Source organism: Lactivibrio alcoholicus (assembly GCF_055390895.1).
Genome location: NZ_AP042471.1, coordinates 2,696,921 through 2,710,991 on the forward strand (window position 1 = coordinate 2,696,921; position 14,071 = coordinate 2,710,991).

Genomic DNA, 14,071 nt, shown 5'->3' on the forward strand with positions numbered 1-14,071 from the left:
GCCGGTTCCCGCTTCCGAAGCCCATGATCCGCTCCCGCGGGACGCGACCGTATATGATGGAATTTTACACAATGAATTCGCCGGATTACAGAGGGGAAACTGCGGAAAAAGAGCCGAACCGCGAAGGCGGAATACTCTCCCGGATGTCAGTGCGGGAGGGAGGAGGGGATCGAAAGGGCTTCGAGCCGCGCGATGCGGCTCTCGAGCGACGGGTGCGTGCTGAAGACGCTGTCGCGTCCCAGCTTCTTTCCCTTGAGCGGATTCACGATGAAGAGATGCTGCGTCCCGCGGTTCGCGACTTCGAGCGGCTCCGTGTCGTAGGAGAGTTTCTTCAGTGCGGAAATGAGACCGTTCGGATTCCGGGTGAGTTCGACCGCCGAGGCGTCCGCAAGGTACTCCCGCTGGCGGCTGACGGCCATCTGGATGATCGCCGCGAGGATCGGCGCGACGATGGATAGGACGACGGCGACGAGAGCGACGATCGCCTGTCCGCCGCCGCTTCCCTTGCCGGAGCTGCGTCGGCGCCCGCCGCCCCGGATGACGCTTCGGCGCATGACGTCGCAGAGCAGGACGATCGCGCCGACCATGACCGCCATGAGCGTCGCGAATCTGATGTCGTAGTTCCGGACGTGGGACATTTCGTGCGCCATGACGCCCTGAAGCTCGTCGCGCGTACACTTTTCGAGAAGTCCTCGCGTAATCGCGACGCTCGCCCGTGAAGGATCTCTGCCGGTCGCGAACGCGTTCGTCGCCGTGTCTTCGATGAGATAGACGCGCGGCATCGGAATTCCGCCGGCGATCGAGAGCTCTTCGACGACGTTCCAGAGTTGCGGGAAATCGGAATGGGAGATCTCGCGGGCTCCGCTCATCGAAAGGACGATGCCGTCGCCCTGCGTCCACGCGATCAGCCCGTAGAGGCCGCCGACGACGAGGGCGACGACGAGCCCTCCCTGCCACGATTCTGCGAAATAGGTCCCGATGACGCCCCCGACGAGGATGAAGAACAGCGTCATCACGATGAACAGAAGGATGCTGACGCGCCTGTTGTGCGTGATCAGACGGTCGAAGTTCGCCATGGTTCCGGTCCCCCCCTTCTCCCGAGCGGCGCTACGATCCCGCGCCCGGGAAGGTCACGGAGACGGCGTCGCGTTCCGCCGGAAGGTCGATGGTCCACATGTCGCGTCTTCCGAATCCTGCGATCCCCGCGACGATGGAGCTCGGGAACGACGAGACCGCGATATTGTACTCCTTCACGCTGTCGTTGTAGTACTGTCGTGCGAAGGCGATCTTGTTTTCGGTCGATGCGAGCTCCTCCTGAAGCGCGAGGAAGTTCGCGTTCGCCCTGAGTTCCGGGTAGCCCTCGCTGACTGCGAAGAGCGTCTTCAGCGCGCCGGAGAGCTGCGCCTCAGCTACGCCCGCCTCGGCCGGCGTGGACGCCCGAATCGCTTCGGAACGCAGCGCCGCGATCCGTTCGAAAAGTTCGCGCTCGTGATCCGCGTACCCGCGCACCGTTTCGACGAGATTCGGAATGAGATCGTGACGTCGTTTGAGCTGGACGTCGATCTGACTCCACCCGTTCCGGACGTTCTCGGACTTCCTCACGAGCGCGTTATAGATGTACACTATAAGTAAGAACACGATCCCCGCGAGGGCGGCGATCTGTACAAGAGATCGCATGGCGGAAATCATCCCCTTTCCGGATATATACGTATAATAGCATGGACAAGATACGAGAGGAGTGCGAGGTTCATGGAGTGGGAAGGATACCTGAACGCGAAGGCGCATCGTCTTTTTCCGTCGGTTATCCAGGAGATGATGCAACGCGCGTCCAAACCCGGAGTCGTCTCTTTCACCGCCGGCCAGCCGTCGGGGGATCTCTATCCCGTCGACGCGCTTCGCGGCGCGATCGACAAGACACTCCACGACGCGCCGGAACTCCTGGCATACCCCGATTCCCTCGGCGACGCAAAGCTCCGCGAATGGCTCGCGTGGTGGCTCAAGGCACAGTGCGTTGTCCCGGAGAGCGTGACAGAGCGAAACATCGTTCTCACGACGGGCTCGCAGGAGGGGCTCAGCATCGCCGCCGATCTCTTCATCTCTCCCGGCAACGCCGTGATCGTCGAAGATCCGACCTATCCCGAAGCCCTGCTCGCGTTTTCCCGCGAAGGAGCGGAACTCCTGACGGTTCCGTTCGACGACGACGGCCCCGATCCGGAGGCGCTCGAACGCATCCTTTCGACCCGGAGGGCATCGTTCTTCTACACGATTCCGACCTTCCAGAACCCGAGCGGACGAAGCACGACGCTCGGCCGGAAGCGAGAGATTCTCGACATCCTTCGTCGTCACGGCACGCTTCTGCTCGAGGACGATCCGTATCGCTTCCTCTGGTACGACGAGATGCCGGACCCTCCCTACGCCGCCGTCGCCGGAGACGGAGACCGCATCATCTCGCTCGGGAGCTTTTCGAAGACCGTCGTCCCGGGAATCCGGTGCGGATGGGTCATCCTCCCCGAACGACTCGTCCCGAAGGTCGCGATGTTGCGTCTGACGTTCGAGATCGGACTTCCGACATTTCTCCAGAGAGCCGTTTTCTCCGTCGTCTCGGGACCGAGCTTTGCCACACACCTCGAACGGTTGCGCCAGGTTTATTCGGAGCGGCGGAACGCGCTCTCCGACGCCCTCGCGAGGTTCACGGACAACTGCGGCTTCTCTTTTCCGTTCCCGAAAGGAGGGTTCTTTATCTGGGGGAGCGCCGAGGGTATCGACTCGCTCGAATTCTCGAGGTTCGCGGCCGAAGAGGAGCGCGTCGGCGTCATTCCCGGTTCGATCTTCCACGTCAGGCCCGGAGATGGAACGACGTTCCTCCGCTTCTCGTTCGCGACGGTCTCCCCGGAACAGTCATGGGAAGGTGCAGGTCGTTTCGCGCGCGCGCTCGAACGATACCATGCGGGTGAGGGGCGCGTGCGTTCCGAATGACGGAAAGAAAGACGGTTGTAAAATTCGGGGAACGGTTCGTTGACGCATCCCCCGGCCTCCTGTATAATCCGCATAATTTCACAGGGAAAAAGCGATGAAGCGGAGTGCTTTCGGACAATGTCGCCATCAGAGAAGGGATCTCACCGGCTGGAAGGATCCCCTGGCGACGCCCGGAGGCGAAAAATCCGCGGAGCCTGAACGGAAAGCCCGCGTTGCGGCGCGGAGTACGTTCACGGTCGGGATCCCCGTCATAGGATCCGAGCGGGGCGCATGCGCGCTCAAGTTGGGTGGTACCGCGGGTTCAGGCCCGTCCCTTGTGGGACGGGCCTTTTTGTATTCTGGAGGGACGAGAATGATTCGGGACGGACGGCTGATCTGGGGCGGCTGCGATGCTGCGGAACTCGCGAGGCGTTTCGGGACTCCCCTGTACGTGATCGACGAAGGTATGGTTCGGGAACGGATATCGAGGATCCGGAGCGGATTTCTCGAGAAATGGGACAACACGCAGGCGGTCTACGCGGGAAAAGCCTTCCTTCCGCTCGCCATGTGCGCGCTCGTCGCGTCGGAGGGACTCGGGCTCGACATGGTTTCCGGCGGCGAGATCCACGCCGCCTCGGCGGCGGGATTCCCGATGGAACGGGGTTACTTCCATGGAAACAGCAAGACCCGCGCCGAGCTTGAATACGCGCTTGACGCGAGGGTCGGACGGATCGTCGTCGACGGCGTCATGGAACTCGAACAGCTTCGCGATATTGCGGCGATGAAGGGACGCTCGGCCGATATCCTGATTCGCGTCGCTCCGGGAGTGGACGCGCACACGCACCGGTACGTGATCACGGGACACACGGGGTCGAAGTTCGGCGTTCCGCTGATCGGAGACAGCCTCGAACGGTGCGTCGAACTCTGCGGGGGTGCGAAGGATCTCAGGCTCCACGGTTTTCACTTCCACGTCGGGTCGCAGATCTACGAGAATACGTCGCATCTCCTCGCGGTCGACATCCTCCTCGAGCACATGAGCGAACTCCGGAAGCTGTACGGCTTCGAGACGGAAGAACTCAACGTCGGAGGGGGCTTCGGTGTCGCGTCGCTGCCGGGCGAGCGGACTCCCGCGATCGGGACGTTCACCGACCCGCTGATGGAACGGATCACGGCGCGGTGCGCCGAATACGGCGTCAAACGACCGAAGGTGATCATCGAACCGGGGCGATGGCTGATCTCGGAGGCGGGCATCACGCTGTACGGCGTGACGACGGTCAAGAGGATCCCCGGCATCGTGACGCACGTCGGCGTCGACGGCGGCATGACCGACAACCCGCGTCCGGCGCTCTACGGCGCGAAGTATTCGGCGCTCCTGGCGGAGCGGGCCGACGCACCTGCGGCGGGGAAGGTCTCCATCGTCGGGAAGTGCTGCGAGACCGGAGACATTCTGGCCGAGGGCGTCGATCTCCCCGAGACGGGGCCGGGCGACATCCTCGCGATGCTGAACACCGGCGCCTACACCTTTTCGATGGCGAACAACTATAACATGACCCCGCGTCCCGCGGTCGTCTTCGTGCGCGACGGGACCGCGGAGGTCGTCGTGAGACGGCAGACGTACGACGACCTGATCCGGGGACAATCGGTTCCGGAGCACCTCGCCCGGAATGCCTGACGAATGCGGAGGTGGTCGGAGGGGAAAACGGAAAAAAGGTCATTCCCGGGCGGCGGTTCGCGCGGTTTTCCTCCGCGTCTCGCGGGGGAATTCAAAAGTACCACATACGGATCCGGAAAGGGGAGTTGTTGTGTGCGGAGTATGATTCGGGTTCTCGTTGCTGCGGTTCTGGTTCTGTGTCTCGGTGGAGCGGCCGTGGCCGCGGATGTCGTCCGCATCGGGCATACGGTTTCGCTGACGGGCGGAGCGTCCATGTGGGGGCAGTCGGAGGCCCGGGCGATCGACATGCTCGTGAAGAAGATCAACGACGCGGGGGGAGTCCTCGGCAAAAAGATCGAAGTCGTCCGCTACGATAACCGCAACGACGCGGTCGAGGCCGTGAACGTCGCGAAGCGCCTCGTGAGCGACGGCGTCGTCGCCGTGATCGGGCCGGCACAGAGCGGCAACTCGATCGCGACGGCGCCCGTTCTCGAAAAGGCGAAGGTCCCGATGGTCGTGACCACCGCGACGAATCCGTACGTGACGATCGACCAGCGCAGCGGAAAGGTCCGTCCGTTCGCGTTCCGCCCCTGCTTCATCGATCCCTTCCAGGGAACCGTCGCGGCGCGCTTCGCGGTCACGGACCTCAAGGCGAAGACCGGGGCGATTCTCTACGACGTCGGTTCGGACTACGGCCAGTGGCTCTCGAAGTACTTCGAGGAGGCCTTCGTGGCGAAGGGCGGCAAGATCGTCGCGAAGGAAGCGTTTCGGAGCGAGGAGCTCGACTACCGCGCCCAGCTCGGAAAGATGAAGGAGCTCAAGCCCGACGTCATCTTCATCCCGACGAGCCAGAAGGAGGCCGCGATGGCGGCCAAGCAGGCCCGGGACCTCGGTATCACCGCGGTCCTGCTCGGAACCGACAACTGGGGGAGCCCGGACCTGATAGACCTCGGCGGCAGTGCGATCGACGGGGGATATTTCGTGAACCTCGCTGACCTTGCGGACCCGGATATCAAGGATTTCGTCGCGGAATACAAGGCTGCGTTCAACGAGGATCCCGTCCTGCCAAATCCAGTCATGGCGCAGGACGCGCTTCTCATGATCGTCGATTCGATCAAACGCGCGAACTCCGTCGAGGGGGAAAAGATTGCGAAGGCGATGGAGACGATCAAGGACCTGAAGGTCACCAGCGGCCCGCTGACCATCAGCGCCGCAGACCATAACCCCTTCAACAAGCCGGCCGTCATTCAGAAGGTCGATGTGAAAACCAAGACGTTCCAGTTCGTCAAGAAATACGTGTCCGTGGAATAACTTTTCGGGTTTTCCGGCGCCCGGACGCGACGCGCCCGCTCTCCCGCGGGGAGCCCGCGTCCGGGACTCATTTTTGAAAGGACTGTGGCGGGTGTTTCTGCAAACCCTCGTAACCGGGTTATCAATAGGCGGCATCTACGCGCTGATGGCCGTCGGGTATTCGCTGGTCTTCAGCGTTCTCAGCTTCAGCAACTTCGCGCACGGGGCGGTGATCATGCTCGGCGCCTATCTTGGACTGGCTCTCGCGACCAAGCTCCACCTCGGGATCGGGCTCGTTCTTGTCGGCGCGATCGTCGGGGGCGGGATTCTGGCCGTGACGAACGAACGTCTGGCCTATTCGGTCCTCCGTCGCCGCAAGGCGCCGTCACTCTACCTCATGATCAGTGCGATGGGATGTTCCGTGTTCCTCGAAAACCTCGTATACGCCACGATAGGATCCCGGTTTTATGCCTTCCCCGAGTTTTTCTCGAGGCAGGTCGTTCAGTTCGGGGGCAGCTCGCTCAGCCTGCTGGATCTTTCCGCTTTCGTCGTCGCTTTTCTTGCCATCCTGGCGCTTCATCTGTTCGTGACGTACACGAAGACGGGCATCGCGATCCGCGCCGGTGTCTGCGATATGACGATGTGTTCGCTCATGGGCGTCGATGTCGACCGTCTGATCATGGTGGTTTTCCTGCTCGCCGGGGCGTTTGCCGGGGTCGCGGGCGTCTTTCTGGGCGTCAAGTATCTCGTGTATCCGACAATGGGCTGGGTCACGAACAAGGCCTATATCGCGGCGGTCATCGGAGGCCTCGGGAGTCTGCCGGGCGCGTTGCTCGGCGGGTTGATCCTCGGCGTGGTCGAGACGTTCGTCTCGACGTACGTCTCGAGCGTGATGCGCGACGTTTTCAGCTTCACGCTGTTGATAGCGCTCCTCGTCTGGATGCCGAACGGCCTGTTCGGCTCGGATACGGAAGAGAAGGTGTAGCGGAGATGGATTACATTCTTTCGGTTGTCACGCTGGCGGCCATCAATATGGTTGCCGTTCTCGGCCTCGCGGTCTTCACCGGGTTCACGGGACTCTTCTCGTTCGGCCATGCGGCCTTCGTCGGCGTCGGCGCCTACGCCTCCGCAATCCTGACGTACTATTACTATGTGCCGTTCTTTGCGGCTCTCGCCGCCGGTTCGGTCGCCGCGGCGCTCGTGAGCCTCGTCATCGGAATTCCGACATTGCGCGCGAAGCTCCGGAGCGACTATTTCGCGATCGCGATCCTCGGTTTCGGAGAAGCGCTTCGCGTGATTCTCGAGAACCTCGACATCACGAACGGCGCGAGAGGATTGCCGGGAATCGATCAGTTTACGACGCTGCCGATCGTCCTTGCGTGTCTCGCCTTCTCCGTCTGGATCACGCGAAACTTCCTCCGCTCCCGCTACGGCGCCGCATGCATCGCGATCCGCGAAGACCCCGTCGCGGCCGAAATGGCAGGGATCGACCTGTTTCGGACCCGGCTTCTGTCGCTCGTTCTGAGCGCGTTTCTGTGCGGCCTCTCCGGAGGGCTTCTGGCTCACTTCCTCTCGTTCATCCAGCCAGTGATGTTTACGCTCGTGCAGTCGACGCAGCTGCTCGCCGCCGTGATCGCCGGAGGGATGGGAAGCGTGACGGGGCCGCTTATCGCGTCATTCCTGTTCATCGTGTTGCCCGAGGCGCTCCGGGTCGCCAACATGTGGCGGCTCGTCGCCTACGGCCTCATGCTGGTCCTGATAATGATCTACCGTCCGCAGGGGATCATGGGATATCAGGAATTGCCGGATCTGTTCCGCCGGAAGGTTTCGGCGAAATGAGGGATGGGACGATGACCGGACTCCTTGAAATCGAGTCCCTCACGAAGGACTTTGGTGGCATCCGCGCGGTGGACTCACTCACGTTTCGGGTGCGCGAAGGCGGCATCACGGGGATCATCGGTCCGAACGGAGCCGGGAAGACGACGGTCTTCAATCTGATCACGGGCGTCTATCGCCCGACAACCGGCGACATCCGGCTCGAAGGCGTGTCGGCCGTGGGAAAACGCCCCGACAGGATCGTCGCTCTCGGGATTGCGCGGACCTTCCAGAACATCCGTCTTTTCAACCGGCAGACCTGCATCGAGAACGTCATGACGCCTCTTCTGCAGCGCGCGGAGTGCCCTCTTTTCTCCGCGCTCTTGCGGATGCCTCGTGCGCGCAGCGTCGAGCGCGAGACGCGAGAAAAAGCCATGCGCCTCCTCGCCGCGATGGGCATCGAGGCGTACGCGGATGCGAGGGCTTCGACGCTGCCGTATGGCCTCCAGCGGAAGCTCGAGATCGCGCGGGCGCTGGCGGCGGAACCGAAGCTGCTGCTTCTCGACGAACCCGCGGCGGGCATGAACCCGGAGGAGACGCGTTCGCTCGCCGACCTGATCGTCAGGGTTCACGACGAATTCGGCGTGTCGATCCTTCTCATCGAACATCATATGGACCTCGTCATGAACATCTGCTCCTCCGTCGTCGTCATGAATTTCGGCGCGTTGCTCGCGCAGGGGCGTCCGGACGAGATCCGGACGGACGAACGCGTGATCCGGGCGTATCTCGGGAAGAAGAAGCGGGAACGAACCGCCGCGGAAGGGGAGGAGAGCCATGCCGGCGCTTGTCGTTGAGAACCTGCACGTCCATTACGGCACGATTCATGCCGTTCAGGGGGTCTCGTTCGGAGTCGACTCCGGCGAGATCGTGTCGATCGTCGGGTCGAACGGCGCCGGAAAATCCACGATCATGTGGACGCTCGCGCGCGTCGTTCCTCCGTCCGAGGGAGCGATCCTTCTCGACGGCGCGCCGCTTCCCGACCAGCCGCACGTTGTCGTCGAGCGCGGCGTGGCGCTCGTCCCCGAACGGCGGCGTCTCTTCGCGGCGCTCTCCGTGAAGGAGAATCTCACGATGGGAGCCTACAACCGTCGGGACACGGACGGAATCGAACGCGACACGGAGCGCTGCTTTTCGCTCTTTCCCGTGCTCAAACAGCGACTTTCGCAGCGCGCGGGAACGCTTTCGGGAGGCGAACAGCAGATGCTTGCGATCTCGCGGGCGCTCATGAGCAGCCCGCGCGTGCTTCTGCTCGACGAGCCGTCGCTCGGACTGGCGCCGATGCTTGTGGATACATTGATGGAGACGATCCTGAAGATCCGCCTCGAGGGGATGACGGTCCTTCTCGTCGAACAGAACGCCGCTCAGGCGCTCGAGATCAGCGACCGCGGGTATATCCTCGAGACGGGTCGGATCGTGAAGAGCGGAAGCGGACGGGAGCTCGCGGACGATCCCGAGATCCGCAAGGTCTATCTGGGCGGTTGATCCGTTCGGTTCGTTTGCCGGCGCATGGAACTGAAGGGGACCCGCGAGGCGTTGCGGGTCCCCTTTTTATTTTTCCGGTCGGGTTTCGAGCGAGTGGAGAAACGCCTCTTCGGTCGCTCCGAATCGTTCTTCGATGGCGCTTCGTGTCCGGATCGCGCCCGACGCCATCCGGCGGACCATCGCGAGCGTTTTGCCGTTCCACGCGTTTCCTCGGCGCGCGCGGCGGCTCTTCTGACCCGGCGCGATATAGCGGATCGGGTGCAGCGAGAGCGTCGCGCCGAGGCGCTCCGCGATTCGGGACGCGAAGGAGATCCTGCGGTAGAGCTCTGCGGGAGTGTCCCGAAAATCGTAGAGGAGGAAGGTCTCGAATGTCCGGAAGCCCCTCTCCGCGAAAGCTTCGAGGGCCTTCCGATAGTCGTCGCGTTCGTTCCACGCGTCGAAGGCGATCCTGACGGGGTGAACGGGAAGAAGCGCGAAGAGATCGATCAGGTGTCGGTTTTCCGGCGCGGCGGCGAATGTCGTCTCGAACCCCTGCGTGAAATCGACCCGTCTCGGGACGCGTCGCCTTCCCTGCGGCCATGTCGCTCCCGCGAAGAATCCGAGCTCCGCGATGTCCATGACGATCCGCGGCAGGAAGCGCGAGGCGAGGACGTTGTTGTCGAGCATGAGGAGGTCGCGTCTGGGGCCGAGCGATCGCTCGAGATCGTGGACCTGCTCACCGATCGGGATGTGTTCCCGACAGTCCGGTTCGATCCGCGACACGGTGCAGAACGGACAGCGGTTTGAGCACCCGCGCGTCGCCGTCGCGAGCGCTGCGCGGGCGACGACGTACGACGGCGCGTATTCCCGGATGAGGTCGTAGTCGGGAAGGAGCGAGTCGACGTCCGTGTCGTCGTCGAGCCCGAGAAGTCTCGCGCTCCGGATCGTTCCGGAAACAGGGCGGCACGGAACGGCTTTCCGGAGGTCGTCCGCCATGAGCGTCGCGAGGACGCCTCCGACGAAAAGCGCCTCCTCCGGCTGCTTGACCGTGTGTGGTGCGTAAAATCTGAGCGTCCGGACGACCTCGTTCCAGTGATACGTAAAGACGCAGGCGACGTAGATCCGGTCCCACCCGAAGGAAGCCGCCTCTTCGGAGCGGCCTCTCACGAACCGGACTCGGTGCCCGCGATCGCGGTGGAACCTTCCGATCTTCAGGAGTCCGAGAGGCGGATAGTGCGTCGGATATCCGGGCTCGACGAGAAGGACGTTCATTCCCTGGTTACGACGCTGGCCCGGACGGCCCCGATGTTTTTCATGATGCGTTCGGCGATATCGGGCCGGTTCATCGTGTACAGGTGGATTCCGGCGGCGCCCCAGGAGACGAGATCGACGATCTGCTCGGTCGCGTAGGCGATTCCGGCCTCGCGCAGCGCGTCGGGGGCGTGTTCGTAGCGCCGCATGATGCGCGCGAATTTCGGGGGGATCGACGCGCCGCACAGCGACACGACCCGTCCGATCTGGCGCGCGTTCAGGACCGGCATGATTCCGGCGACGACCGGGACGTCGATGCCCGCGCGTCCCGCGAGATCCATGAACCGATAGAAGATCTCGTTGTCGAAAAAGAGCTGCGTGACGAGAAAATCGACTCCGGCGTCAACCTTCATCCTGAGGTGTCGTATGTCCTCGTCGAGGGAATCGCACTCGACATGCCCTTCCGGGTAAGCCGCTGCGCCGACGCAGAAATCGCCGAACTGCCCCGCCCGGATCTGGCGGATGAGGTCGAGCGCATGGCGGAAGTCGGAGCGTTCCTCTGCGTCGCGCGGATCGCCCCTGAGAGCGAGAACGTTCGAGACGTTCTCCTGATCGAGTTCCTCGAGGACTTCCATCACCTCCGACCGCGTCGAGCCGATGCAGGTGAGGTGCGCGAGCGCGACCTGCCCCCAGCGGTTCCGGACGAGCGAGGCGATATCGACGGTTTTGTTCCTGCTGCTCCCCGCCGCTCCGTACGTGACGCTGATGAAATCCGGCCTGAGGATCCTGAGGGCGGCGACGGTCTCGTATACTGTCTCGAGCGGTGATTCCGGCTTCGGGGGAAAGATCTCGAACGAAAATGTCGGGCGCTTCGCATTGAGGATGTCCCGGATGAGCGTCATCGCGGGGCCTCCGATCCATGCAGGAGTCGCGTGACGAGACGAACCGAGGCGACGGCGTCGGGGGCGTAGCCGTCGGCGCCGATGCGATCCGCGAACGTCGCGTTCACGGAGGCCCCTCCGACCATCACGCGGATGCCGGGAAACCGTCTCTTCAGCAGGGATGTGGCCCGTTCCATCTCCTCCATTGTCGACGTCATGAGCGCCGAGAGGCCGACGACGTCCGGTCGTTCGCGTTCCACGGCCGAAAGGAGCCTCTCAGTCGGGACGTCCTTTCCGAGGTCCGTGACGGCGTAGCCGTGGCTTCTGAGAATCGTTCCGACGACGTTCTTGCCGAGGTCGTGAAGGTCTCCCTCGACGGTCGCGAGGAGAATCCTGCCCCGGCAGACGACCGTCCCGGCGGATTCGAGACGGGCGAGCGCCGCGTCGCAGACGCGTTGCGCCGCATGGGCGGATGCGATGAGCTGCGGAAGGAAATAGCGTCCGTCGTCGTAGAGTCTGCCGACCGCGTCGAGCGCGGGGATGACGCCGCCGTTGACGGTTCCGAGCGGTTCGGTCCCCGACGAGAGAAGACTCTCGGCGGCGCTCAGGGCGGCCTCGCAGTCACCCCGGATAATCGCGTCGGCGAGAGGGGAGAACTCCGGAACCGCGCCGCAGGCAGTCTTCCCTCCCGCGCCGGAAGCGGCGGACGGTCGTGGCGCCTGGGTCGCCGACGACTCGATATCGGTCAGCGTCGCGGCGTCCGAAAGGTAGCGCTGCGCGCCGGGGTCGCGTCCCGAGAGAAGTTCGGCCGCACGGATCGTCGCGCGGAGCGGAGCGTCGAGAGGGTTCACGATGGCGGCGTCGAGTCCCGACGCCATGGCCATTGCGAGGAACGTCCGGTTCAGGAGGGCTCGGACGGGCATTCCGTGCGAAATGTTGCTTACGCCGAGAATCGTCCGGACTCCGAGGGCGGACACGGAACGGATCGCGTCGAGGGTATCGCGCGGAGCCTTCTGGTCGGCGCCGGCCGCCATGCAGAGGCAGTCGACGAAAAGCGCGCTTCTCGGGACTCCGAGACGGTCCGCTTCGGCGACGATCCGTCGTGCGATCGAGACGCGCTCTTCGGTCGTGGATGGGACTCCGTTCTCGTCGATCGTGAGAACCACGAGATTCGCTCCCCATTGCCGGACGAGGCGGAGAGCACGTTCGAGCGAATCGCGCTTCGCCGTGACGGAGTTCAGGATGGGGATTCCGACCGCTTCGCGGAGCCCCGCGAGAATGACGTCCATATTATCGCTGTCGAGCGAAAGAGGCAGGTCCGTCGCCTGCGAGACCGCTTCCGCGCATTCCCGCATCGCGCGCACGCGGTCGATCTGGGGAAGTCCGACGTTGACGTCGATGGCCCCGGCGCCGGCTTCTGCCTGAAGCCGTGCCTCCTCGCGCGCGGATGACCAGCTGAATCGCGCGGCGTCGTCCCGGATGGGAGATTTCCGCGAGACGTTGATCCGTTCGCCCACGACGAGAAACGGATGCCCGGGCCCCGCTCCGACGAGTCTGCTCCGGCTCGCGAGCGGCGTCAGGTTCGGGGTGACAGGAACGGAAAGTCGTTCCCGGGAGAGCCGTTCCTTCAGAACGTGGATGTGTTCGGGGGTCGTCCGGCAACATCCGCCGATCACCGACGCGCCCGAACGCGCGAGGCGGACGCACGATTCGGCGAAGCGTTCGGGCGTCCACGTCCCCTCTCCCGGGAGCCCGCCGTTCGCGTAGACGAACACCGGGATCCCCGAATGCGCCGCGAGCGTTTCGACGACGGGGATATAGGCGTCCGGGCCGACGCCGCAGTTCGCGCCGATCCCGGCCGCTCCGACCCGCCTCGCCCAATGGGCCGCGACCTCGGGCGGCGTTCCCGTGACGGTGCGTCCCCTGTGCTCGAACGTCAGGCTGACGACGAACGCGACCGAATCGTCCGGATCGACGGCTTTCAGAGCCTGGACCGCCGCCTGGGCTTCCCGGAGGTCGATCATCGTCTCGATCAGGATGAAATCCGCCCCGCCGTCGAGAAGCCCCCCGATCTGAACGGCGAACGCATCCCGGGCCTCGTCGAACGAGAGGGGACCGAACGGCGCGAGAAGTTCTCCGAGCGGTCCGACCGATCCCGCGACGAGCGCGCGACCGTCCGCTTCCTCGCGGGCCATCCGCGCGGATACGGCATTGATCTCCCGTGCCAGCGACTCGAGACGCCGGTGTCCCAGCTTGCGCGGAGAGGCACCGAACGTATTCGTTTCGATGATCTCGGCTCCGGCGGCGACGTAGTCCCGATAGACGCCCCGGACGACGTCGGGACGTTCCGTGTTCATTTCTTCCGGCAGCATCGGGGGACGCCAGCCCCGCTCCGAGAGCAGGACCCCCATACTGCCGTCGAGAATGCGGGCCGTTCCGCGACTTCGGATCCAATCGGCGAGCTCAGCGCGATTCACGGGAAACCACCTCGTTCCGGCCATGCGGGCGACGGAGAAATTTCGGATATTGGCGGCGATTATACAGGAATAGTCCGGAAGCAACAAGGGAAGCCGGAGGGTCCGTCCCTTGACGCCGTCGAAGCCCCATGCGTATGATGCATTCCGGAGCCCCTTCCCGGATATTGAGGGAGCGGGAGGATCTTTCGGATGACCGGAGGATCGGGAGACGATTCATCGAAGGGAGGATC

The 14,071-nt window shown here is 63.7% G+C and carries 12 protein-coding genes; 7 read left to right on the top strand and 5 right to left on the bottom strand.

Translation table 11 applies throughout. The features are described from left to right. Positions 1-146: 146 nt before the first annotated feature. Positions 147-1,076, bottom strand: coding sequence for a zinc metalloprotease HtpX (htpX, locus tag ACZ5IU_RS12335; protein ID WP_464417748.1), 930 nt, complete (start codon positions 1,074-1,076; stop codon positions 147-149). Positions 1,077-1,107: 31 nt separating this feature from the next. After that, positions 1,108-1,677, bottom strand: a complete 570-nt coding sequence (locus ACZ5IU_RS12340) for a LemA family protein (RefSeq protein WP_464417750.1) — start codon at positions 1,675-1,677, stop codon at positions 1,108-1,110. Between the two features lie 72 nt (positions 1,678-1,749). Between ACZ5IU_RS12340 and ACZ5IU_RS12345 the strand changes: the two genes are divergently transcribed. The 7 genes from ACZ5IU_RS12345 (at position 1,750) to ACZ5IU_RS12375 (ending at position 9,253) form a co-directional block, all read left to right on the top strand. Beyond that, positions 1,750-2,976, top strand: coding sequence for an aminotransferase-like domain-containing protein (locus ACZ5IU_RS12345; protein WP_464417752.1), 1,227 nt, complete (start codon positions 1,750-1,752; stop codon positions 2,974-2,976). Positions 2,977-3,328: 352 nt separating this feature from the next. Further along, positions 3,329-4,627, top strand: coding sequence for a diaminopimelate decarboxylase (gene lysA / locus ACZ5IU_RS12350; protein WP_464417754.1), 1,299 nt, complete (start codon positions 3,329-3,331; stop codon positions 4,625-4,627). Between the two features lie 141 nt (positions 4,628-4,768). After that, a complete protein-coding gene (locus ACZ5IU_RS12355) occupies positions 4,769-5,917 on the top strand; it encodes an ABC transporter substrate-binding protein (RefSeq protein WP_464421919.1) in 1,149 nt (382 codons plus the stop codon). Between the two features lie 91 nt (positions 5,918-6,008). Beyond that, the gene (locus ACZ5IU_RS12360) at positions 6,009-6,881 is read left to right on the top strand and encodes a branched-chain amino acid ABC transporter permease (RefSeq protein WP_464417756.1); all 873 of its coding nucleotides are present in this window, start codon (positions 6,009-6,011) and stop codon (positions 6,879-6,881) included. 5 nt (positions 6,882-6,886) lie between these two features. Next, positions 6,887-7,735, top strand: coding sequence for a branched-chain amino acid ABC transporter permease (locus ACZ5IU_RS12365; protein WP_464417758.1), 849 nt, complete (start codon positions 6,887-6,889; stop codon positions 7,733-7,735). Between the two features lie 11 nt (positions 7,736-7,746). Continuing rightward, positions 7,747-8,565, top strand: a complete 819-nt coding sequence (locus ACZ5IU_RS12370; RefSeq protein WP_464417760.1) for an ABC transporter ATP-binding protein — start codon at positions 7,747-7,749, stop codon at positions 8,563-8,565. After that, complete coding sequence (locus tag ACZ5IU_RS12375) at positions 8,546-9,253, top strand: ABC transporter ATP-binding protein (RefSeq protein ID WP_464417762.1); 708 nt, start codon at positions 8,546-8,548, stop codon at positions 9,251-9,253. Before ACZ5IU_RS12370 ends, ACZ5IU_RS12375 begins: the two co-directional genes overlap by 20 nt. Before the next feature lie 66 nt (positions 9,254-9,319). Here the strand turns inward: ACZ5IU_RS12375 and ACZ5IU_RS12380 are convergent, their stop codons facing one another. Genes ACZ5IU_RS12380 through ACZ5IU_RS12390 form a run of 3 tightly spaced genes read right to left on the bottom strand, consistent with a single transcriptional unit; the run spans position 9,320 to position 13,841 of the window. Further along, positions 9,320-10,504 (bottom strand): hypothetical protein, encoded by a 1,185-nt coding sequence (locus ACZ5IU_RS12380; protein WP_464417764.1) that lies wholly within the window; start codon positions 10,502-10,504, stop codon positions 9,320-9,322. Continuing rightward, positions 10,501-11,385, bottom strand: a complete 885-nt coding sequence (metF, locus tag ACZ5IU_RS12385; RefSeq protein ID WP_464417766.1) for a methylenetetrahydrofolate reductase [NAD(P)H] — start codon at positions 11,383-11,385, stop codon at positions 10,501-10,503. The genes ACZ5IU_RS12380 and metF overlap by 4 nt, the downstream gene beginning before the upstream one ends. Then, positions 11,382-13,841, bottom strand: a complete 2,460-nt coding sequence (locus tag ACZ5IU_RS12390; RefSeq protein ID WP_464417768.1) for a homocysteine S-methyltransferase family protein — start codon at positions 13,839-13,841, stop codon at positions 11,382-11,384. Before ACZ5IU_RS12390 ends, metF begins: the two co-directional genes overlap by 4 nt. Between the last annotated feature and the right edge of the window lie 230 nt (positions 13,842-14,071).